Here is a 19,784-nt window from a genome sequence, read left to right as displayed (position 1 = left end):
GGGCGTCAGGCCGTCCGGACCGTCAGCAGGTCCTCGAGCCCGACCCGCCGGTAGAACTCCCGCCGCACCCGGTCGCCGACGGCGTTGACGGTCCCGGCGCCGTCGTCGGCCGGGTCGACGTGCACCCGGAACGGGCGGGTGCCGGGCGCCAGGCCCACCACGCGCGCGATCTCGGTGGCGACGACTCGCGGGTCGGCGTCGGGCGGCGACAGCTCGGCCAGCCGGGCGCCGACCTCGTCCATCAGCCCGGCGTACTCGGCCTCGTAGGCGGCCGCGACCTCGGTGTCGGCGGCGTGACCGGCGTTCGCGAAGTGGTTCGTGCCGCTGGTGAACGAGCCCGGCACGACGATCACCGTGTCGATGCCGAAGCGCGCCACCTCGGCGGCGTAGCTGACCGCGAGCGCGTCCTCGGCGGCCTTGGCCGCGAAGTACGGCGCCAGGTAGGGCGGCGTGCCGCCGCGCGTGCTCGACGACCCGACCCACACGAGCAGGCCGGAGCGACGCTCGCGCAGGTGCGGCAGCACCGCGCGGTTGACCCGCTGCGTCGAGAGCACGTTGACGTCGTAGGCCGCCGCGAGCTGCTCGACCGTGAACGCCTCGGTGGGGCCGAGCACCATGTGGCCGGCGTTGTGGACCACGACGTCGAGAGCACCGCTCTCGTCGAGCATCGTCGCGACCGCGGCGTCGACGGACGCCTGATCGCCGACGTCCATCTCGACCGGCCGCAGGTCGACGCAGTGCTCCTCGGCGAAGGCCAGGGCGTCGGCGGCGGCCGCGGCGTTGCGGCCGCCGACGTCGCGCATGCCGGCGTACACACGGTGCCCGTCGCGGGCGAGCTCGCGCACGGTCATGTCGCCGAACCCGCTGGAGGCGCCGGTGACGACGACGGTCTGCCCGCTCATGCGATGCCGCCGTTGACGTAGAGCACCTGGCCGTTGACCCACCGGCCGGGGCCGGCGAGGAACGCGACGAGCTCGGTGACGTCGTCGGGGGTGCCGAGCCGCTCGAGCGGCGGCGCCGCGGCGAGCCGGTCGACGACGTCCTGCGGCTTGCCGTCGAGGAACAGCGGGGTGGCCGTCGGCCCGGGCGCGACCGTGTTGACGGTGACGTCGCGGCCGCGCAGCTCGCGCGCCAGCACGAGCGTCAGCGCGTCGACGCCGCCCTTGGTGGCGGCGTAGGCGGAGTACTCCGGCAGCGCGAGCTTCACGACCGAGCTGGAGAAGTTGAGCAGCGCGCCGCCGTCGCGCACACGGCGCACGGTCTCGCGGCTGACGAGGAAGGTGCCGCGCAGGTTGGTGCGCACCATGCGGTCGAAGTCGTCGACGTCGAACGAGGCGATCGGCGAGAGCAGCATGATGCCGGCGGTGTTGACGACGACGTCGACGCCGCCGTACGCCGCCTCGGCCTCGTCGAACAGGCGCGCGACGTCAGCCTCGTCGCCGAGGTCGCCGCGCACCGCGGTGGCGGTTCCGCCCGCCTCGGTGACGGCGGTGACGGCCTCCTGGGCGCGCTCCTCGCTGCCGGAGTAGGCGACGACGACGGCGAGGCCGTCGGCGGCGAGCCGCTCGACGACGGGGCGGCCGATGCCGCCCGATCCTCCGGTGACGATCGCGACGCGGGACGGGGTGGTCATGGGTCCTCCTGGGTTCGTTGGCGGGTGGGTGCGGGTGGGTGCGGGTGGGTGCCGGTGGGTCAGACCTCGGCGTCGGCGGCGTAGGCCGCCTCGCGCCGGGTCTCGAACCCGGCCAGCCGGTCGCGCACGGCGCCGGTGACGAGCTCGTAGGCGTCGGAGTTGACGAGCAGCCGCAGCGGCGGGTCGTCGGCCAGCGCGGCCTCGATGGTGGCGTGGGCGACGCCCGACTGGCTGGCCGGCATCTGCTCGACCGGCGGCGGGGCGGTGTCGGCCGGTCCGCCGACGTACGGCGCGCTCGGCGCCACGCGCTCGGCGGCGTCGTAGAAGCTGGTGCGCACCATGCCGGGCTCGACCAGGACCGTGCGGACGCCGAACGGTGCGACCTCCGCGGCCAGCGCCTCGAGGTAGCCCTCGATGCCCCACTTCGTGGCGTGGTAGATCCCGAAGCCGGGGAACGTCAGGTGCCCGCCCATGCTCGACATCTGCACGAGCGTGCCGCCGCCCTGCTCGCGCAGGTGCGGGACGACGCGCCGGGCCAGCTGGATCGCCGCGGTCAGGTTGGTGTCGATCGAGCGCTGCACCTGGTCGTCGGTGAGGTCCTCGGCGGCCCCCATCACGCCGAAGCCGGCGTTCGAGACCACGACATCGACGCGACCGGCCTCGGCCCAGGCGGCGTCGACCACCTCGGAGAGCCGGCCGGTGTCGGTGACGTCGAGCCGGTGCCGCAGCAGCCGGTCGCCGTGCTGCGCCGCGAGGTCGTCGAGCTGCTCGGGACGCCGCAGGGTCGCGACGACGCGGTGCCCGCGGGCCAGCAGCTGCTCGGTCAGCTCGCGGCCGATGCCGCGCGACGCGCCGGTGATCAGCCAGGTCTTCGTGCTCTCGTCCATGGCTCCACCCTCCGCCGGTCGAGCCATGCGCACAAGCGAGGATCACGCACAGCAGCCATGCACTGAGCGCATGGCAGTTGCTAGGGTGCGGCCGTGCCCGACCTCACGCTCGCCGGGCTGCACGTCGTCCTCGAGGTGGCGCGCAGCGGCTCCTTCACCGCGGCCGCCGACGAGCTCGGCTACACGCAGTCGGCGGTCTCGCGCCAGGTCGGCGCGGTCGAGGCGGCGGTCGGCAGCCCGGTCTTCGAGCGGCGTCCGCGCGGCGTCGCCCTCACCGAGGCCGGACAGGTGCTGGCGCGGCACGCCCGGCGGGTGCTCGACCAGCTGGCCGCGGCCGAGCTCGAGATCGCCGGCCTGCGCGACCGGCTGGCCGGGCGGCTCGTCGTCGGCGCCTTCCCGGTCGCGGCCGCCACCTGGGTGCCGCGCACGATCGCCCGGCTGCGCGAGGCGCACCCGGGCCTCGCCGTCGAGCTGCGCGAGGCGGGCAGCCCGGCCCAGCTGCGCCAGCTGCAGCGCGGCCGCATCGAGGTGGCCGTCGTCGCCCGCGGGGCCGGACTGCCCGCCCACGACCTGGCGCCGCTGCGCGCCGAGACGCTCTCGCGCGGGCGGTTCGGCGTCGCCGTGGCCGACGCCCACCCGCTGGCCCGACGCAGCGAGGTCGAGGCCGACGACCTCGCCGACGAGCCGTGGGTCGCGGGCGCGGGCGAGGGCCCGCAGTTCGGGGCCTGGCCGACCCTCGCCGAGCCGCGCATCGCGTTCCGCGTGCCCAGCTGGACGACGCGCCTCGGCCTGGTCGCCGCCGGCCTCGGCGTCACCCTCGTGCCGGCCGCGTCGGCCGCCATCGTGCCGCGCGGCGTCACCTGGGTGCCGATCCGCGACCCGCAGCTCGAGGTCGACCGCGAGACGGTGGTGGTCACCGCGCCGGAGCGCAGCCCGGGCGCCGAGGCGTTCGTGCGGGCGCTGCACGAGGTGGCGGCCGAGGGCACGCTCGAGCCTGGGTGAGGCTCAGGCGCTGAGCGCCCCCAGGATCGCGTCGTAGCGCGACCGCGGGTCCTGCGTCAGCCCGGCCTTGACGAACCGCGCCCAGTCGTCGCCGAGCACCTCGCGCTCACCCGACTCGACGGCGTCCAGGGCGGCGTTCGCGAGCACCGCCGGCGACAGCTTGGGCGCGTCGAACCCACGCACCATGTCGGTGTCGACCAGACCCATGTGGACGGCGACCACGTGCGTGCCCTGACCGGCCAGCTCGAGCCGGGTGCTGTCGCTGAGCTGCCACGCCGCGGCCTTCGAGGCCGAGTAGGCGCCGCTGCCCGGGGTGGCGAACCACGAAAGCGCCGAGACGAGGTTGACGATGGCGCCGCCGCCGTTCGCGGCGAGCACGGGCGCGAAGGCGCGCGTGGTGCGCAGCGGGCCGAAGAAGTTGGTCTCCATCTCGCGACGGATCTCGGCCTCGTCGCCGGTGACGAGCGGGGTGCCGGTCGAGATGCCCGCGTTGTTGACCAGCAGCGTGACGTCGCCCGCCGCGGCTGCCGCCGCGCGCACCTGCACGTCGTCGGTGACGTCGAGCTCGAGCGGGTGCACGCCGTCCGCCCGGATCGTGCCGATGTCGCGCGCGGCGGCGTACACCTTGGCCGCACCCCGACGCTTCAGCTGCTCGACGAGCTGCGCGCCGATGCCGCGATTGGCTCCCGTGACGAGTGCGACGGCCCCGTTGATCTCCATGACGACCTCATTCTGTAGCGATCACTATTGATTGACGTGACGACGCTAGCACGTTCTGTAGCGATCACTACGGTATGCTCGGTCACATGGCCGGCCGACCCCGCAGCTTCGACCGCGACACCGCGCTCGCGGTGGCGGTCGAGCAGTTCTGGCGGCACGGCTACGACGAGACGTCGATCGCCTCGCTCACCGCCGCCATGGGCGTCACACCGCCCAGCCTCTACGCCGCCTTCGGCGACAAGCACCGGCTCTTCGAGGAGGCCTCGGCGCTCTACTTCGCGCGCACCTGCGAGGGCGTCGACCGGGCGATGGCCCTGCCGGGCGCCCGCGACGCGGTCGCCCGCATGCTCGACGACACCGCCCGCGCCCACGCCGCCCCGGGCACCCCGCCCGGCTGCATGCTGCTCACCGAGCCGCGCCTGGCCGCCCAGCGCGACGCCGTCCAGGCCACCATCGTCGAGCGCCTCGACCGCGGCGTGCGCGACGGCGACCTGCCGCCCGGCACCGACACCACCGCCCTCGCCCGGTTCCTGGTCGCGGTCATGCGCGGGATGTCGGGCCACGCCCGCGACGGCGGCACCCTCGATGAGCTGCTCGGCATCGCGGCGTCCGCCCTCGCGGCCCTGCCGTCACCGGCCCCGTCGGCCCAGCACCCGTCTGCCTAGGCTGGCGCGCGACCAGCCACGCCGACACGGGAGTCTCGACCATGCGCGACGTCAAGCAGCAGACGGTGACCTTCGACCTGCCCCCCGACCACGTCTTCCAGGCCGCCCTGGGCGTCGTCCAGAACGACAAGGCGTCCACGGTGCTGGCGGTGCACAACGGCGGTCGCAAGCTGGTTGTCCGTCAGAAGGCGAAGATGTCGAACCCGAAGTTCGTGCAGGTCTACGTGGAGCCGACCGCCGGACCCAGCCACCTGCACGTGCAGGTGGGCTCCGACGACCGGTCGTCCAGGGCGCTCATGGACGGACGCGCCAACCAGAAGGCCCTCGGCCGCTTCATCGAGGACGTGCAGGGCGCGCTCGACGGCAGCCGCCCGGCGCCGGTCACCCCCGTGCCGGACCACTTCATGCAGAAGAAGAGCCAGGTGCCGTGGGTCGACCCGAACACCGACCCCGACATCGAGCTGGGCGGCTCCTTCAAGGCGATGTACGGCCTGTAGACCGGCCCTCTCCCGGGGAGAGACATCCGCCCTTGCCTCTCCCGGTGGGCGAGCGACCACGCTCGAGGGCCTGGACACCGACACCCACATCACCCAGCAGCTCCCCGCCACGATCCGGGCCTTCCTCGAGGCCCAGACCGCGCGGGACGAGAAGCGAGCCCTCCCGCTCCTGGCCGAGGACGCCGTCATCGTCGACGTCGCCGACGGCGGCGAGGAGTTCCGCGGCGAGGACGGCCTGCGGCGCTTCGTCGTCGAGGCCGGCACCGAGTTCACCTACACCACCGAGATCACCGACATCCGGCAGGACGGCGAGGTCTGGGTGGTGCGCCACCACCTCGACGGCGACTTCCCCGGCGGCCAGGTCGACCTCGACTACCGCTTCACGCTCGACGGCGACCGGATCAGCCGGCTGGACGTCGTCCTGCCCTGACCGGCGAGCGGGAACGACCCAGGCTTCGCCTCGCGGACGGGCCCTGCCCACCTGCAGGGATCCGAGGCCCCGTGTCAGACGCTGCCCGCGATCCAACCCGGCGCGTCGGGGCGCACCGGGTCGTCACCGACGAGGAGAGCGAGCAGCTCCTCGAGGTGCGCCAGCTCGTCTCGGCCGAGTCGACGCTCCCACTGCGCACGCAGGTCGTCGAAGACCTGCTCCCCCACCGCCAGCACCCGGTGACCCTCCTCGCTGACGCGCAGCACCATGCGTCGCCCGTCGACGGGGTCGTCGGCACGCTCGACCCAACCGCGCTCGACGAGCACCGTGATCGTGCGCAGCGCAGCCTGCTTGGACACCGCCAGACGACGGCCGAGGTCGGAGGCGTTCGACGCGCCCGCGTCGATGGCCCGCATCGCGTAGTCGTGGGTCGGCGTCACGTCGTACCCCCGGACAGCCAACTCCTCGATCGCGACGCCCACCAGGCGGCGGTACCCACCCAGCAGCAGCAGGGCCAGCTCAGCTCCCGAGCGTGACATGGCGGCAGCCTAGGTGCTCCGCGAGATCGACAACAACATTGTCGTGATAGACAATGTCATTGTCGAGTTCACCCTGAGGAGAGCCCATGCACCTGAACCATCACCACACCAGCCTCGCCGCCACCGAGCTGCACCACGTGAGCGCCGGCGAGTCCGGTTCGCCCGTGCTGCTCGTGCACGGCTTCCCCGAGAGCTGGTGGGCGTTCCACCGGCTGATCCCCCTGCTCGCCGAGCACCACCGCGTCGTCGCCGTCGACCTGCGCGGCTTCGGCGACTCCGCGGTCGCCGGACCCGACCACGACAGCGCGACGGCGGCCGAGGACCTGCATCAGCTCCTCCGGCACCTCGACCTGGGACCGGTCCACCTGCTGTGCCAGGACGTCAGCGGCGGCGTGGCGTACCGCCTGGCGCACGCGCACCCGGACGACGTCCGCAGCCTGACCGCCGTCGAGGCGGGCCTGGCGGGATTCGGGCTCGAGGGCTTCGCCGACGTCACCCACGGCGGGTCGTGGCACATCGGGCTGCTGGCCGCTCCGCCCGCCGTCGCCGAGCTGTTGCTCACCGGCCACGAGCGCGAGCTGCTGGGACAGTGGGCCTTCCCGACCATGACCACGGTCGCCGACGCGGTCACCGCCGACGACGTGGCCGAGATGGCCCGCGGCTACGCACGCCCCGGCGGTTGGCGCGGCGCCATGGGCCTCTACCGCTCGCTGCTGCGCGAGGGTGACGAGCTCAGGTCCATGCGCGACCAGCGCCGGCTCGACCTCCCCGCGCTCGCCGTCGGTGCCTACGGCGGCGGTTTCACCGCGGCGACCCTCGGTGAGGTCGTGGCTGGGGAGGTCACCACGGTCGAGCTGGCCGGCGTCGGGCACCACGTCGCCCTCGAGGCGCCCGCCGCGTTGGCCGACGTAGTGCTCGACTTCCTGCGATCGGTCGATGGTCCGGCCGCGCCGCAGTGAGTCGGAGGGCTGGGACCCTGCCCTACTCGCTGGACGCCGCACGGTGGCATCGCCTCGGGCCGAACGGCCGTCGGATCGCGTCGAACGAGCGGACGCGTGTGGCACGTATTGCTCTGCGCGCCTGTAGGGATTCGAACCCCAAACCTTCTGATCCGTAGTCAGATGCTCTATCCGTTGAGCTACAGGCGCTCGTCGCTGGGCGACCCGGCGAGGATAGCCGACCCCGTGGGGGCCTCACCAATCCGTAGCCGGGCCGCCCGGCACGGGCCGGATCAGCCGGCGACGGCGATCTCGTTCGGGGTGGCGTCGAGGGTGGCGGTGGTGAGCACCTCGCCGGTGGTCAGGTCGACGGCGTGGACGGCGTCCGCGGCGGGCTCGGTGACGTAGGCGACGTCACCGTGCACGCGCAGGGTGGGGTGGGGGTCCTGCCACTCCGCGGGGCCCTCCCACGGCTCGATGACCGGGTAGGCGTCGACGAGCTCACGCGTCTCGGGGTCGAGCACGTGGAGCGAGCCGTCGGTGGCGAGCACGTAGGCGAGGTCGCCCGGGCCCCGGGCGACGTCGCGGAAGGTGTACTCCACGCCGTCGGGCAGCGGGACGACGTCGAGCGTGGCCGCGTCGGTGTCGATGACGGTGACGGCCTCGAGCAGGTAGCCCTCGGCGTCCGGGTCGGTCTTGTAGTCGCCGACGACGAGCGGGCTGGTCTCGCTGACCCACGCGTTGCCCATGCGGCCGTAGGGGTCGGGCGCGTCGAGCTTGGTGAACTCGCCGTCGCGGTAGAGCAGGGCGCCGTCCTCGCAGCCGAAGACGACCGCCTCGTCGGCGGCGGTGCCCTCGCCGTGGATGTCGGGGCACTCGTCGCTCTCGGCGACGGTCGCGCCGTCGGCGTCGAGGGCCACCGCGCCGCTGCGGCTCTCGTCGTCGCCGACCGTGGTGAGGAAGGTGCCGTCCTCGAGCACGATCGAGACGCCGTGGTGGGCCTCGGTGCCCTCGACGGTCTCGGTGGGTGCGTCGTCGCCCTCGGCCAGGTCGGCGCTCTCGAGGATCGTGGTGTCGCTGGTGCCGTCGGCGTAGAGCACGGTGCGACCGGCGTGGGTGACGACGTGGCCGGGGGTGTCGGCCTCGAAGACGGTGTCGGTGAGCACGGCGTCGCCGCCGTCGGTGCCGGCGCCGGTGTCGAGCAGCTGGAAGCCGTCAGCCACCGTGACCATCACGTGGCGGCCGTCGCCGGCCGGGTTGAGGCGGGTGAACTCCTCGGAGTCCAGGTCGGCGACGACGTCGAGGCTCTGCCCGTCGAGCACCATCACCCCGCCCTCGTACGAGACCGCCAGGCGCGGTCCGGTCGTGGACGACGCCGCGCGGCTGGCGTCGTCGCCGCCCGCCTCGTCGTCCTCGCCCGAGGAGCAGGCGGCCAGGCCGAGCAGCACGGCGGGGGCCAGTGCCACCAGGGCGGCCCCCCGGATCTGGTTGGAGCGCATCGTTCGTTCCCTCTCGTCGTTCATCGGTGGGTGGTGCCCGTCGGCCTTGTCAGGCGAGACCGGCGGCGATGCGCTCGGCGTTGACGCGCATCAGCGTCAGGTAGTCCTCCGCGCCGCCACCGGGCTCGGTGAGCGACTCGGTGAACAGCGGCAGGACGTCGACCTCGACGTCGGCCTCCTCGGCCAGCGCCCGCACCAGCCGGTCGGGCGACGACGACTCGGCGAAGACCGCGCCGACGCCGGTGGTCTCGATCGCGGTGACCAGGTCGGCGAGGTCGGAGGCGCTGGGTGCGGCGAGCGTGGTGCCGCCGGGGATGACGGCGCCCACGACCTCGAAGTCGTAGCGCTGCGCCAGGTAGCCGAAGACGTGGTGGTTGGTCACCAGCGCGCGCCGCTCGGCGGGGATGGCCTCGAAGGTGCGGGTCAGCTCGGCGTCGAGCTCGCGCACCCGCCCGAGGTAGGCCTCGGCCTGCGCGCGGACAGCGTCGGCGTCGACGCCGTCCAGCTCGACGAGCGCGGCCTCGAGGCCCTCGACGACGTCGACCATGCGGGCGGGGTCGGTCCAGAAGTGCGGGTCGGGGGTGCCGGCGGCATCGCCCTCGGCGTAGTCGAGCACCTCGATCACCTCGCCCGCCACGAAGGTCGGCACGCCCTCGTCGGCCGCGGCGTCGAGGTGCTGCTGGAGCCCCTCCTCGAGGCCCAGGCCGTTCGAGACGACCAGGTCGGCGCCCTGCATCCGTCCGGCCTCCCGCGCCGAGATCTCGAAGGAGTGCGGGTCGGCGTTGGGCCGCATCAGGACGACGACCTCGGCCTCGTCGCCGACGACCTGCTCGACGACGTCGCCCAGGATGTTGGTCGAGACGACCACGAGCGGCCGGCCGTCGTCGTCGGCCGCGCAGCCAGCGCCGGTCAGCGCGCCGACCGCCAGCACCACGAGCGCGACCCCGCGCCGCAGGGCGCTCACCGGCCGGTCCCGGCGAGCAGCAGCGGCGGGGTCGGCGTCCGGAAGGTGCGGGCGACCCGGGCGTCGTCGGCGAAGTCGATCTCGTGCAGGCGGCGCTCGGCCGGGGCGCTGAGGTAGGCGCGCTGCTGGTCGACGACCAGGGTCGGGACGCCGACGCCGTCGCGCAGCGAGCGGCCCGCGAGCGGGCCGGTGGTGGCGAGCAGGTCGCCGCTCCCGCCGTCGATCACCGCGACGCGGCCGTCGGTGGTCAGGCCGACCACGTGCTCGTCGTCGTCGTCGACCGCGGTCACCTGCGCCAGCGGCACCGGCGCGTCGAGCAGCCGCCACGACTCCTCGCGGGTGTCGAGCAGCCAGACGCGGCCGGCGTCCGCGAGCCCGGCGACGGTCGGGCGGCCGTCACGGCCGGCGAAGGACGTCGGCGCGGGGGCGTCGGCGCGGGGCGGCAGGTCGATGCGCCGCACCTGCAGCACGTCGTCCTCCACCGTGGCCAGCAGCGCGCCGTCCGCACACCCGACGACCGCCCCGACCCGGGTGGTGACGGTGCTCGCGGCGTGGCGGCACGGGTGCTCCTCGCCCGTCGGCCGGCCCTCGGCGTCGAGGACGACGACCCGCGCGGCCCGGCCCGTGGGGCCCGGCTCGGTCAGCAGCGCGGCGTCCCCGACCGGCACGAGCATGCCGTCGTGCGGCGCGACGTCGAGCCGGTAGCGCTCGACCACCTCGCCGTCGGCCAGCGCCCCGGTGTCGAGCATCACCGCCTCGCCCGAGCCGAAGAACAGCCCGCTGCCGCCGCTGGTGGACGACGACGTGGTCGCGACCGTCACCGGGCCGCGGCCGACGACGCGGCCGACCTGGCGCGGCTCGGCGCGGTAGTAGTGGAAGTGGTCGACGTGGTCCCAGGTCCACACGCCGCTGTCGACGACCTCGACGCCGCGCGGGGTCTGCGCGAACACGAAGCGACCGTCGGTGTGCACGGCCCGCGCGCGACCGAGGTCGGCCAGGTCGGTGGCGGTCTCGTCGAGCAGGTCGAGGTGCCGGACGACGCCGGCCCGGTCGATCGTCGTCAGCCCGAGGGGTGGCTCGTCGACCTCGACCGCACCGGCGACCTCGCCGTGGTCGTCGGACGCCGACGCGGCGGGCCCGTCGGGCGGCGCGCTCGAGGCGGGCGGCTCGTCGGCGCCGCAGCCGGCGACGGCGAGCGACGTGGCGAGGGCGAGGGCGGGCACGGCCGCGAGACGGGTGGGCACGGGGGTCTCCAGACGGATCGGGGTCAGACGGCGGGCTGGCCGGCGTGCTCGGGCCGGCGCGGCGTCGTCCGCCGCGGCCGGACGGCACTGCGCAGCAGCCACGACACGACGGCGAGGGCGATGGCGACGAGGGCGATCGAGGAGCCGGCCGCGGTGGCGCCGTACCAGCTCAGCAGGAGGCCGCCGAGCACCGCGACCACGCCGATCACGGCGGCGAGCGCCATCGTCGTGGGGATGCGGCGGGTCCAGTGCGAGGCGGCCACGGCGGGCGCCAGCAGCAGCCCGACGACGAGCAGCGAGCCGACCGCCTGGTACGAGACGACCACCGCGAGCGTCACCAGACCGACCAGCAGCCCCTGCGCGAGCGTGGGCCGCAGCCCGAGGACGGCGGCCACCCGCGCGTCGAGGGCCAGCGCGACCAGCGGGCGGTGCGCGACCGCCGCCAGCACCAGCCCGACCACCGTCGCCACGGCCAGCACGACGAGGTCGTCGTCCGAGATGGCCAGGACGTCGCCGAACAGCACCGCGGTGGCGTCGGTGGCGAAGGTGCCCGAGTGCGAGATCACCACGACGCCGAGCGCGAGCATGCCGACGAACAGCAGGCCGATGCTGGTGTCGTAGGACAGCCGGCCGCGCCGCTGCAGCAGACCGAGGACGACGCTCATGGCGCCCGCGCTCGCCGCCGCGCCGAGCAGCACCGGCAGGCCCGCGATCGTCGCGACCGCGACGCCGGGGAGCATCCCGTGCGCCAGGGCCTCGCCCAGGAAGGCCATGCCGCGCACCACGACCCACGTGCCGACCACGCCGCACAGCACGGCGACCAGGCCGCCGCCCAGCGCGGCGCGCTGCACGAGGTCGAGGGCGAAGGGTTCGGCGAGCCAGGACACGATCCGGGACGCTAGCGTTACTGCGAATGATTCTCAACACGAGTAGGGCGGTAGCGTGCCGGGGTGACCACCTCCCACCAGCCCGCCGCCCTGCTCGAGCGGGTGGACGTCGTCCTCGACGGCCACCCCGCGCTGGTCGGCGTCGACCTCGCCGTGCCCGCCGGGCGTCTGACCGTGCTCACCGGACCGAACGGCGCCGGCAAGTCGACGCTGTTGGAGGTGATCGCCGGCACGCGGCCGGTGACGGCCGGCCGGGTGCGTCGTGACGTCGACCGGGTCGCCTTCGTGCCGCAGCGCGCCGCGACGTCGGACCGGCTGCCGGTCACCGTGCGCGAGGTGGTCACGGTCGGCGCGTGGGGCGAGGCCGGCCTCTGGCGGCCCGTCGGACGCGACAGACGACGCCGCGTGGCCGAGGCCCTCGACCTGCTCGGCCTGGGGCCGCTGGCCCGTCGTCCCTTCGGCGAGCTCTCCGGTGGCGAGCGGCAGCGCACGCTCCTCGCCCAGGGCCTCGCCCGCGGCGCCGACCTGCTGCTGCTCGACGAGCCCACCACCGGCCTGGACGCCGCCACGTCCGAGCGCATCCGCGACGCCGTGGTCGCCCAGGTCGCCCGCGGCATCACCGTCGTCGGCGTCAGCCACGACCCGGCCGTCGTCGCGCTCGCCGACCACCGGGTCGAGCTGAGTGAGGGCCGCCTCGTCGACGCACCCACCCCACCCGCTCGGCAAGGAGCCCCGGCGGACGACCCCTCGACCGGCTCGACGGACGCGGGTCGGCACAACGTCGGCCGCCCAGCAGAAATCTCGCGCACCGGATGAGAGTTTTGCCTGGTCAGACGGCAAAAGCGGCCTGAAACGAGGGCTCTGTGATCTGGGCCACGACCCTTGGCACGATCCAATTCAGAAGCCCGATCGGGGTGGCTAGCCTCGCGAAATCAGTCGCCGGCAACGACGTCGGGCGAGCCACCGCAGGAGGCCGCAACGCGGCCCCACCGCGAGGAGGACACCGATGACCGCTACCCAGGATCGCGCGACCAGCAGCTCCCCCACGACCCACCAGGGCGTGCTCGACTTCGTCGCCGAGGTCGCCGCCCTCACCCAGCCCGACCGCGTGCACTGGTGCACCGGCTCGGACGAGGAGTGGGGCGAGATCACCGACGCGCTGGTCGCCACGGGCACCTTCACCCGCCTCGACCCCGCGCTGAAGCCCAACAGCTTCCACGCGGCGTCCGACCCCACCGACGTCGCCCGGGTCGAGGACCGCACCTACATCTGCTCGGTCGCCGAGCGCGACGCCGGACCCACCAACAACTGGATGGACCCGCGCGAGATGAAGGACATCATGCGCGGCCTGTACGCCGGCTCGATGCGCGGCCGCACGATGTACGTCATCCCGTTCGTCATGGGCCACCTCGACGCCGAGAAGCCGATGTTCGGGGTCGAGGTCACCGACTCGGCCTACGTGACGGCGTCCATGCGCGTCATGGCCCGCATGGGCACCGACGTGCTGCGCCGCATGGAGGAGACCGGCGCCGAGTTCGTGCACGCCGTCCACTCCGTCGGCCACCCGCTCGAGGCCGGCCAGGACGACGTCGCCTGGCCGTGCAACGACACCAAGTACATCGTGCAGTTCCCCGAGGAGCGCGCGATCTGGTCCTACGGCTCCGGCTACGGCGGCAACGCCCTGCTCGGCAAGAAGTGCTACGCGCTGCGCATCGCCTCGGCCATGGCCCGCGACGAGGGCTGGCTCGCCGAGCACATGCTCATCCTCAAGCTCACCAGCCCGCAGGGCAGCGTGAAGTACGTCGCCGCCGCCTTCCCGAGCGCCTGCGGCAAGACCAACCTCGCGATGCTCGAGCCCACCATCCCCGGCTGGAAGGTCGAGACGCTCGGCGACGACATCGCCTGGATGCGCATCGGCGACGACGGCCGGCTGTGGGCGGTCAACCCCGAGTTCGGCTTCTTCGGCGTCGCCCCGGGCACCAACCGCCACACCAACCCCCACGCGATGCGCACCATCGACAAGGGCAACTCGGTCTTCACCAACGTCGCGCTCACCGAGGACGGCGACGTGTGGTGGGAGGGCCTGGAGAACCCGCCGGCCCGCGCGACGTCGTGGAAGGGCGAGGAGTGGACGCCGGAGTCCGACTTCCCCTCCAGCCACCCCAACAGCCGCTACTGCACCCCGATCAAGCAGTGCGACATCCTCGCGCCCGAGTACGACGACCCGCGCGGCGTCCCGATCGACGCCATCCTGTTCGGCGGGCGCCGCAAGACCACCGTCCCGCTGGTCTTCGAGGCGCGCGACTGGGCCCACGGCACCTTCCTCGGCGCCACGCTGTCGAGCGAGACCACCGCCGCGGCCACCGGTGCGGTCGGCGTCGTGCGCCGCGACCCGATGGCGATGCTGCCCTTCATCGGCTACAACGCCGGCGACTACCTCGGCCACTGGATCGACGTCGGCAAGCAGAACGACGCCGCCAAGCTGCCGCGCATCTTCTACGTCAACTGGTTCCGCCGCGACGACGAGGGCGGGTTCCTGTGGCCCGGCTTCGGCGAGAACAGCCGCGTGCTGAAGTGGGTCGTCGAGCGCATCGAGGGCACCGCCGCCGCCGAGGAGACCCCGATCGGCCACGTGCCGGCCCCGGGCTCGCTCGACGTCGACGGCCTCGACCTCACCGACGACGACCTCGCCCGCGCGCTCGCCGTCGACCCCGACGAGTGGCGCGCCGAGGTGCCGCAGATCCAGGAGTGGTTCGAGAAGTTCGGCGACGACCTGCCCGCCGTCCTCTGGACCGAGCTCGACACCCTCAAGGCGCGCCTGGACGACGCCGCCGAGGGCCGCTGAGCACGGCAACCGACCAACTGGGCCTCGCACGTCGCCCACGGTGGCTACCGTGGGCGACGTGACCCACGGCCCCGACGAGCGCGCGCTCTTCGAGTCCCAGGCCGCCGACCTCTACGACGCCGTCCTGGCAGCCGAGGGCATCGCCACCGACGACCCGCGGCTGGCGGACGACGCCCCCGAGCGCCCGGCGTTCGACCTGCTCGTCGACCTCGGGCTGGTGCAGCTGGACGCCGTCAGCGGCACCTGGATGCCGGAGGACCCCAGCACCGTGCAGTCGCGCGTGGTCTCGCCGCTGAGCCAGCAGGCGACCCAGCTGCTGGAGGAGTCGACGCACTGGGCGCGGGTCTTCGGCTCGCTCAGCCAGTCGTGGCGCCGCTCACCGATGTCGGAGGCCCGCGGGCCGTTCACCTACCTGCACCTCGGTGCGATCGGGCCGTTCCTCGACGGCCTGGTGGCCGAGGCGGAGGAGGAGATGCTCACCGCGCAGCCGCAGTCGGGGCGCGACGCGCCGTCCATCGCCGCGGCGGCCCTGCGCGACATCGCGATGCTCGAGCGGGGCGTCGCCCAGCGCACGCTCTACCAGCACAGCGCGCGGCGCAGCACCGTGACGATGAAGTACGTCTCGGCGGTCACCGCCCGCGGTGCCGAGGTGCGCACCCTCGACGAGTTCTTCCACCGGATGATCGTCATCGACCGGCGGGTGGCCGTCATCCCGGCCAGCGACGACTACAAGAGCGCCGTGGTGGTGCGCGAGCCGTCGGTGGTGGCGTTCCTCGCCGACGTCTTCGACCGCTCCTTCGAGCGGGCGCGGCCGTTCGTGAACCGCGAGTCGACCACGCTGCGCAACATCGCCGGCGAGCAGCGGGCGATGACGATCCGGATGCTCGTGGAGGGCCACTCCGACCCGGTGAGCGCCAAGCGGCTCGGCGTCAGCCCGCGCACCTACGCCGGCTACGTGGCCGACCTCAAGAGCGAGTACGACGCCGAGACGCGCTTCCAGCTCGGCTACGCGATGGGACGGGCCGGCGTGACCGGCCAGGAGGCCGTCGAGGACGACTGAGAGCGGGCGTCCGTGGGGACGTTCGCGTCGGGTGCCCTTCGACAGGCTCAGGGTCCGTGCCGGTGCGTTCGCGTTGACGATGCGGGGTCTCGAGGCTCGGCCGTGGCCGGCCTCGCACCTCGACCACCGTCATCCCACGATGGTCGAGGTGCGAGGAGCCCTGGCGACGAGCCTCGAGACCTCCGGCCGTCCGTGGGGACGTTCGCGTCGGGTGCCCTTCGACAGGCTCAGGGTCCGTGGGCTGCGTTCGCGTTGACGATGCGGGGTCTCGAGGCTCGGCCGTGGCCGGCCTCGCACCTCGACCACCGTGTAGGCCCGCGGACGACGTCGGTGGCAAGCAACGACCGAGCGACCCGCGGTGCGGGTCGCTCGATCGTGGTTCGGGGGTTCTGAGGGGTCAGGCGGTCAGCACTGACCGCCGCAGCCCCAGCCGGAGTCGGCGAAGCGGTAGGAGACCGCACCGCTCGTGCGGGACGCCGCCAAGCCGGCGGTGTTGTCGGTCTCGGTGTCGCCGGAGTCGTCGGACGGCGGCTCGGGGGCCTCGGTGGCGCAGGGACCGCCGCAGCCCCAGCCGGAGTCACCGGCGAAGGCGGGGGTGGACATGCCGGCCAGGGAGGCGCCGAGCGCGGCCGCAGCGGTGGCCAGGCCGGCCTTGCGAACGAACGTCATGGGATGAGCACCTTCTCGTCTCGGGTCCACGGAATGACCCGTCGTGAGCATTGTCGAGCCGGGGCCGGGTCCTGTCAGACGATTCCCGCTGCAGGTTCGTGCAATCGCGATGACCTGCACCAGATTGCAGTACTCGGCTGCCTCACACCCTAACGGGTGGGCCTGCGACCCGCCAGGGGCCGACCGGGTGGCTGCCGGCGGCCCGACCACCCCGCAGACGCAGGATCCGGTGCCCGCCACGGGGGCGAGCACCGGACCTGTCGAACGCGGAGGCGGCGGGATTTGAACCCGCGAGAGGAGGATCACTCCTCAACCCGCTTAGCAGGCGGGCGCCATAGACCGGACTAGGCGACGCCTCCTCGCTGCGTACCGTACAAGGCCCGTGGCGGGCGCGGCCAATCAGATGCGGTCAGATCGCCGCGCGCTCCAGCCGGGCCCGCACCTCGTCGGCGAACCGCTCGCGGTCGGTGGCCAGCATCGCCACCGGGATCGAGGTCGCCGCGCCGTCGTGACGGCGCAGCACCACGCAGGCGATGCCGTGCGGGGACGCCGCCGCGGCCGACTCGACCTCGGTCCACCGGCCCCGCGTCACGCCGGCGCCGCGCACCATGCGCACGTGGTAGCCGACGTCGTCGAGGCGGACGACGTAGCGCCGGCGCAGCCAAGTGGCCGCACCGAGCACGGCGAGGACGCCGACCACCCCGACCACCACGACGACCACGGCCGGCCACGACAGCGCCCAGGCCAGCACCGCGACCAGCAGCACGACCACCGCGGTGACCACGACGCCGAAGCCGACCAGCCGCGCCGCGAAGGCCGGGGCCAGCCGGTAGGTGGCCACGCCGGCGGGGCGCGGGGCGGGGTCGGGCGGGGCGTCGTCCACGCCTTCATCGTCGCGCACCCGCCCCCACGCCGGGCACGGGCCTTGCCCCGGTGGCCGGTGCGGCAGGATGCTTCGTGGTCGGGGTCACACGCAGGTCACAGGCAGGTCAGCAGTCTCGGGAGGTCGGAGGGCACGATGGCGGCAGCAGCGGACGTCGAGGTGGCGTTGCGCCGGCTGGCGGCTGCCAACGACCTGCCCCGGCGCGAGGGGGCGGCGCTCGGCGGCTGGCGCTGGACGCTGCGGCAGCGGCTCACCGCGGTGCGCGACGCGCTGCTCGCCGAGCACGACGTCCACGCCGGTGACGGCTGGCTCGCGGCCCGCGGCGGCGCGGCGATCCGCGAGCGGCACGCGCTGCTGACGCGGCTCGGCGTCCTCGGCTCGCGCGCGCTCGAGGACGCCGACGTGGGGGCGGTGCGTGCCGAGGTGGCGCGGCTCGTCGTCGACGTGCACCACCACGTGCAGCGCATGCGCGACCTGGCCTACGACGAGGTCGAGCTCGAGCTCGGCGGCTCGGAGTAGCCGCGCCCGCGCGTGCGGGTGTGGTCGGATGACGCCATGGCGCGGGTGTGGCGGCGGACCCATCTGGGGTCGGAGGCCGACCGCGCCACCTTCCGCACCCTGCACCAGGCCTCGCTCGCCTCGCCGGCGCTGCGCGAGGGCCTGACGGCGAGCAGCGCCGAGCGGGCCGTGCGGCACCTGCGCGCGCTGCTCGGCACCCCGGCGCTCGCCCTCACCGACACCGCCGACTGCCTGGCCTGGGACGGCGGCTCGTCCCACCACGCCGCGCAGCTGCCCGGGCTGATCGCGACCACGCTCGAGCGCGGCCGCACCCGGCACGTCGAGCGCGGTGACCTGCCGTGCACGACGTCCGGCTGCGAGGTGCGCACCGCGGTGGTGAGCCCGCTGGTGGTCGAGGAGCGCATCGTCGGCACGCTGGCGGCCTTCTCGCCCTACCCGACCGCGGGGCTGGCGCGCGCGACCGACGAGGTGGCCACCTGGGTCTCGGGGCAGCTGGCGCTGGCCGAGCTCGAGCTGTCGCGCACCCGGCTGGCCGAGGCCGAGGTGCGCGCGTTGCGGGCCCAGATCAGCCCGCACTTCGTCTACAACTCCCTCGGCGCCATCGCCAGCTTCGTGCGCACCGACCCCGACCGGGCCCGCGACCTGCTGCTCGAGTTCGCCGACTTCACCCGCTACTCCTTCCGGCGCCACGGCGACTTCACCACGCTCGCGGAGGAGCTGCGCTCGATCGAGCGCTACCTGCTGCTCGAGCAGGCGCGCTTCGGCGAGCGGCTGCAGGTGCGGCTGAGCATCGCGCCCGAGGTGCTGCCGGTGGCGGTGCCGTTCCTGTGCATCCAGCCGCTGGTCGAGAACGCGGTGCGGCACGGGCTCGCCGGCGTCTCGGGCGCCGGTCACGTCACCATCACCGCGCTCGACCGCGACCACGAGTGCCTGATCGAGGTCGAGGACGACGGCGTCGGCGAGGACCCCGAGAAGGTGCGCCGCGCCCTCGCCGGCGACGCCGAGCTCGACTCGGTGGGGCTGGGCAACGTCGACGCGCGGCTGCGCGCCACCTACGGCGACGACTACGGGCTGGTGGTCGAGACCGCGCCCGGCGCCGGCACCAAGGTGGTCGTGCGGGTGCCGAAGTTCGCGGCGGGGGTGAGCGCGTGACGGGCTCGTCGGCGGGGCTGCGGGTGCTGGCGGTCGACGACGAGCGCCCGGCCCTCGACGAGCTGGAGTTCCTGCTCTCGCGCGACCCACGGGTGGCGCAGGTGCGCACCTGCGACTCGGCCACCGACGGGCTGCGCGTGCTGCGCGACGGCGACGTGGACGTCGTCTTCCTCGACATCCAGATGCCCGGCCTGAGCGGGCTCGAGCTGGCCGAGGTGCTCACCCGGTTCCGCAACCCGCCGCCGGTCGTGTTCGTGACCGCGCACGAGGCGCACGCCGTCGAGGCCTTCGACCTGCGGGCGGTCGACTACGTGCTCAAGCCGGTGCGGGCCGAGCGGCTCGCCGAGGCCGTGCGGCGGGTCATCGACGACCGCGACCGGCCGGCGTCCGGCGACGAGGTGCAGATCCCGGTCGAGCGCGGGGGCGTCACCCGGTTCGTGGCGCGCGCCGACGTCACCCACGTCGAGGCGCAGGGCGACTACGCGCGCCTGCACACGCCGTCCGGCAGCCACCTGGTGCGCACCCCGCTCACCGCGCTCGAGGAGCAGTGGGCCGACGCCGGCTTCGTGCGCATCCACCGCTCGATGCTCGTCGCCATTGCGCACGTGACCGAGGTGCGCATGGACGGCGGCCGCTGCACCGTGCGGGTCGGCCCGCCCGACGCCCCCGTCGACCTGCTGGTCAGCCGCCGCAACACGCGCGAGCTGCGCGAGCTGCTGCTGGGCCGCGCCGACTGAGCGTCAGCCCGCCC

The 19,784-nt window shown here is 74.1% G+C and carries 22 protein-coding genes and 2 tRNA genes; 11 read left to right on the top strand and 13 right to left on the bottom strand.

The window, feature by feature from the left end; genetic code table 11:
* Positions 1-5: 5 nt before the first annotated feature.
* Genes ABEA04_RS01940 through ABEA04_RS01930 form a run of 3 tightly spaced genes read right to left on the bottom strand, consistent with a single transcriptional unit; the run spans position 6 to position 2,520 of the window.
* A complete protein-coding gene (locus ABEA04_RS01940) occupies positions 6-902 on the bottom strand; it encodes an SDR family NAD(P)-dependent oxidoreductase (protein WP_345453951.1) in 897 nt (298 codons plus the stop codon).
* Complete coding sequence (locus ABEA04_RS01935) at positions 899-1,633, bottom strand: SDR family oxidoreductase (RefSeq protein ID WP_345453948.1); 735 nt, start codon at positions 1,631-1,633, stop codon at positions 899-901. The genes ABEA04_RS01940 and ABEA04_RS01935 overlap by 4 nt, the downstream gene beginning before the upstream one ends.
* A gap of 59 nt (positions 1,634-1,692) precedes the next feature.
* Positions 1,693-2,520 (bottom strand): SDR family oxidoreductase, encoded by an 828-nt coding sequence (locus ABEA04_RS01930; protein ID WP_345453945.1) that lies wholly within the window; start codon positions 2,518-2,520, stop codon positions 1,693-1,695.
* Between the two features lie 93 nt (positions 2,521-2,613).
* On the opposite strand from ABEA04_RS01930, the gene ABEA04_RS01925 reads away from it, so the two are divergent.
* A complete protein-coding gene (locus tag ABEA04_RS01925) occupies positions 2,614-3,522 on the top strand; it encodes a LysR family transcriptional regulator (protein ID WP_345453942.1) in 909 nt (302 codons plus the stop codon).
* A 3-nt stretch (positions 3,523-3,525) separates the two neighbouring features.
* On the opposite strand, the gene ABEA04_RS01920 is transcribed toward ABEA04_RS01925, so the two are convergent.
* The gene (locus ABEA04_RS01920; RefSeq protein WP_345453939.1) at positions 3,526-4,242 is read right to left on the bottom strand and encodes an SDR family oxidoreductase; all 717 of its coding nucleotides are present in this window, start codon (positions 4,240-4,242) and stop codon (positions 3,526-3,528) included.
* A gap of 86 nt (positions 4,243-4,328) precedes the next feature.
* Here ABEA04_RS01920 and ABEA04_RS01915 point away from each other — a divergent pair, with 86 nt between their 5' ends.
* The 3 genes from ABEA04_RS01915 to ABEA04_RS01905 all read left to right on the top strand — a co-directional run bounded on the left by ABEA04_RS01915 (position 4,329) and on the right by ABEA04_RS01905 (position 5,834).
* Positions 4,329-4,907: a TetR/AcrR family transcriptional regulator gene (locus ABEA04_RS01915; RefSeq protein WP_345453936.1), complete on the top strand. Its 579-nt coding sequence runs from the start codon at positions 4,329-4,331 to the stop codon at positions 4,905-4,907.
* Between the two features lie 41 nt (positions 4,908-4,948).
* A complete protein-coding gene (locus tag ABEA04_RS01910; protein ID WP_345455640.1) occupies positions 4,949-5,404 on the top strand; it encodes a hypothetical protein in 456 nt (151 codons plus the stop codon).
* Between the two features lie 70 nt (positions 5,405-5,474).
* Entirely contained in the window at positions 5,475-5,834 is a 360-nt protein-coding gene (locus ABEA04_RS01905) for a nuclear transport factor 2 family protein (RefSeq protein WP_345455608.1), read from the top strand.
* Between the two features lie 74 nt (positions 5,835-5,908).
* Here ABEA04_RS01905 and ABEA04_RS01900 read toward each other — a convergent pair whose 3' ends face one another.
* On the bottom strand, positions 5,909-6,373 hold the full coding sequence (locus tag ABEA04_RS01900) for a MarR family winged helix-turn-helix transcriptional regulator (protein WP_345453933.1): 465 nt from the start codon (positions 6,371-6,373) through the stop codon (positions 5,909-5,911).
* 86 nt (positions 6,374-6,459) lie between these two features.
* Here ABEA04_RS01900 and ABEA04_RS01895 point away from each other — a divergent pair, with 86 nt between their 5' ends.
* Positions 6,460-7,332, top strand: coding sequence for an alpha/beta fold hydrolase (locus tag ABEA04_RS01895; RefSeq protein WP_345453930.1), 873 nt, complete (start codon positions 6,460-6,462; stop codon positions 7,330-7,332).
* A gap of 116 nt (positions 7,333-7,448) precedes the next feature.
* On the opposite strand, the gene ABEA04_RS01890 is transcribed toward ABEA04_RS01895, so the two are convergent.
* From ABEA04_RS01890 to aztB, 5 genes are all read right to left on the bottom strand, one after another.
* Positions 7,449-7,521, bottom strand: a tRNA-Arg gene (locus tag ABEA04_RS01890).
* 83 nt (positions 7,522-7,604) lie between these two features.
* Positions 7,605-8,810 (bottom strand): zinc metallochaperone AztD, encoded by a 1,206-nt coding sequence (aztD, locus tag ABEA04_RS01885; protein WP_345453927.1) that lies wholly within the window; start codon positions 8,808-8,810, stop codon positions 7,605-7,607.
* A 49-nt stretch (positions 8,811-8,859) separates the two neighbouring features.
* Positions 8,860-9,774: a zinc ABC transporter substrate-binding protein AztC gene (gene aztC, locus ABEA04_RS01880; protein ID WP_345453924.1), complete on the bottom strand. Its 915-nt coding sequence runs from the start codon at positions 9,772-9,774 to the stop codon at positions 8,860-8,862.
* On the bottom strand, positions 9,771-11,018 hold the full coding sequence (locus ABEA04_RS01875) for an ABC transporter (RefSeq protein ID WP_345453921.1): 1,248 nt from the start codon (positions 11,016-11,018) through the stop codon (positions 9,771-9,773). The genes aztC and ABEA04_RS01875 overlap by 4 nt, the downstream gene beginning before the upstream one ends.
* Before the next feature lie 23 nt (positions 11,019-11,041).
* A complete protein-coding gene (aztB, locus tag ABEA04_RS01870) occupies positions 11,042-11,905 on the bottom strand; it encodes a zinc ABC transporter permease AztB (protein WP_345453918.1) in 864 nt (287 codons plus the stop codon).
* A gap of 63 nt (positions 11,906-11,968) precedes the next feature.
* Between aztB and aztA the strand changes: the two genes are divergently transcribed.
* The 3 genes from aztA to ABEA04_RS01855 all read left to right on the top strand — a co-directional run bounded on the left by aztA (position 11,969) and on the right by ABEA04_RS01855 (position 15,810).
* Positions 11,969-12,721: a zinc ABC transporter ATP-binding protein AztA gene (aztA, locus tag ABEA04_RS01865; protein WP_345453915.1), complete on the top strand. Its 753-nt coding sequence runs from the start codon at positions 11,969-11,971 to the stop codon at positions 12,719-12,721.
* A gap of 190 nt (positions 12,722-12,911) precedes the next feature.
* Positions 12,912-14,750, top strand: a complete 1,839-nt coding sequence (locus tag ABEA04_RS01860) for a phosphoenolpyruvate carboxykinase (GTP) (protein ID WP_345453912.1) — start codon at positions 12,912-12,914, stop codon at positions 14,748-14,750.
* Positions 14,751-14,808: 58 nt separating this feature from the next.
* Positions 14,809-15,810, top strand: coding sequence for a LuxR family transcriptional regulator (locus tag ABEA04_RS01855; protein WP_345453909.1), 1,002 nt, complete (start codon positions 14,809-14,811; stop codon positions 15,808-15,810).
* A gap of 405 nt (positions 15,811-16,215) precedes the next feature.
* Here the strand turns inward: ABEA04_RS01855 and ABEA04_RS01850 are convergent, their stop codons facing one another.
* The 3 genes from ABEA04_RS01850 to ABEA04_RS01840 all read right to left on the bottom strand — a co-directional run bounded on the left by ABEA04_RS01850 (position 16,216) and on the right by ABEA04_RS01840 (position 17,362).
* A complete protein-coding gene (locus ABEA04_RS01850; protein WP_345453906.1) occupies positions 16,216-16,479 on the bottom strand; it encodes a hypothetical protein in 264 nt (87 codons plus the stop codon).
* Positions 16,480-16,746: 267 nt separating this feature from the next.
* Positions 16,747-16,838 (bottom strand) — tRNA-Ser (locus ABEA04_RS01845).
* Positions 16,839-16,888: 50 nt separating this feature from the next.
* On the bottom strand, positions 16,889-17,362 hold the full coding sequence (locus ABEA04_RS01840) for a hypothetical protein (protein ID WP_345453903.1): 474 nt from the start codon (positions 17,360-17,362) through the stop codon (positions 16,889-16,891).
* A 135-nt stretch (positions 17,363-17,497) separates the two neighbouring features.
* Between ABEA04_RS01840 and ABEA04_RS01835 the strand changes: the two genes are divergently transcribed.
* From ABEA04_RS01835 to ABEA04_RS01825, 3 genes are read left to right on the top strand one after another with little or no spacing between them, the layout of a single operon-like run.
* Positions 17,498-17,881 carry a hypothetical protein gene (locus tag ABEA04_RS01835; RefSeq protein WP_345453900.1) on the top strand — a complete coding sequence of 128 codons (384 nt, stop codon included), beginning with the start codon at positions 17,498-17,500 and terminating at the stop codon, positions 17,879-17,881.
* Positions 17,882-17,917: 36 nt separating this feature from the next.
* Positions 17,918-19,033, top strand: coding sequence for a sensor histidine kinase (locus tag ABEA04_RS01830; protein WP_345453897.1), 1,116 nt, complete (start codon positions 17,918-17,920; stop codon positions 19,031-19,033).
* Entirely contained in the window at positions 19,030-19,770 is a 741-nt protein-coding gene (locus ABEA04_RS01825) for a LytR/AlgR family response regulator transcription factor (protein ID WP_345453894.1), read from the top strand. Before ABEA04_RS01830 ends, ABEA04_RS01825 begins: the two co-directional genes overlap by 4 nt.
* The last annotated feature ends 14 nt before the right edge of the window (positions 19,771-19,784 follow it).

This window comes from Nocardioides marinquilinus (genome assembly GCF_039543705.1).
Classification (GTDB): Bacteria; Actinomycetota; Actinomycetes; order Propionibacteriales; family Nocardioidaceae; genus Nocardioides; species Nocardioides marinquilinus.
This window is presented reverse-complemented; position numbering and strand designations above follow the sequence as displayed.

Coding starts and splice junctions, on each gene's coding strand:
- ABEA04_RS01940 (WP_345453951.1), bottom strand. CDS start 902: ATGAGCGGGCAGACCGTCGTCGTCACCGGCGCCTCCAGCGGGTTCGGC.
- ABEA04_RS01935 (WP_345453948.1), bottom strand. CDS start 1,633: ATGACCACCCCGTCCCGCGTCGCGATCGTCACCGGAGGATCGGGCGGC.
- ABEA04_RS01930 (WP_345453945.1), bottom strand. CDS start 2,520: ATGGACGAGAGCACGAAGACCTGGCTGATCACCGGCGCGTCGCGCGGC.
- ABEA04_RS01920 (WP_345453939.1), bottom strand. CDS start 4,242: ATGGAGATCAACGGGGCCGTCGCACTCGTCACGGGAGCCAATCGCGGC.
- ABEA04_RS01915 (WP_345453936.1), top strand. CDS start 4,329: ATGGCCGGCCGACCCCGCAGCTTCGACCGCGACACCGCGCTCGCGGTG.
- ABEA04_RS01910 (WP_345455640.1), top strand. CDS start 4,949: ATGCGCGACGTCAAGCAGCAGACGGTGACCTTCGACCTGCCCCCCGAC.
- ABEA04_RS01900 (WP_345453933.1), bottom strand. CDS start 6,373: ATGTCACGCTCGGGAGCTGAGCTGGCCCTGCTGCTGCTGGGTGGGTAC.
- ABEA04_RS01895 (WP_345453930.1), top strand. CDS start 6,460: ATGCACCTGAACCATCACCACACCAGCCTCGCCGCCACCGAGCTGCAC.
- aztD (WP_345453927.1), bottom strand. CDS start 8,810: ATGCGCTCCAACCAGATCCGGGGGGCCGCCCTGGTGGCACTGGCCCCC.
- ABEA04_RS01860 (WP_345453912.1), top strand. CDS start 12,912: ATGACCGCTACCCAGGATCGCGCGACCAGCAGCTCCCCCACGACCCAC.
- ABEA04_RS01850 (WP_345453906.1), bottom strand. CDS start 16,479: ATGACGTTCGTTCGCAAGGCCGGCCTGGCCACCGCTGCGGCCGCGCTC.
- ABEA04_RS01835 (WP_345453900.1), top strand. CDS start 17,498: ATGGCGGCAGCAGCGGACGTCGAGGTGGCGTTGCGCCGGCTGGCGGCT.
- ABEA04_RS01830 (WP_345453897.1), top strand. CDS start 17,918: ATGGCGCGGGTGTGGCGGCGGACCCATCTGGGGTCGGAGGCCGACCGC.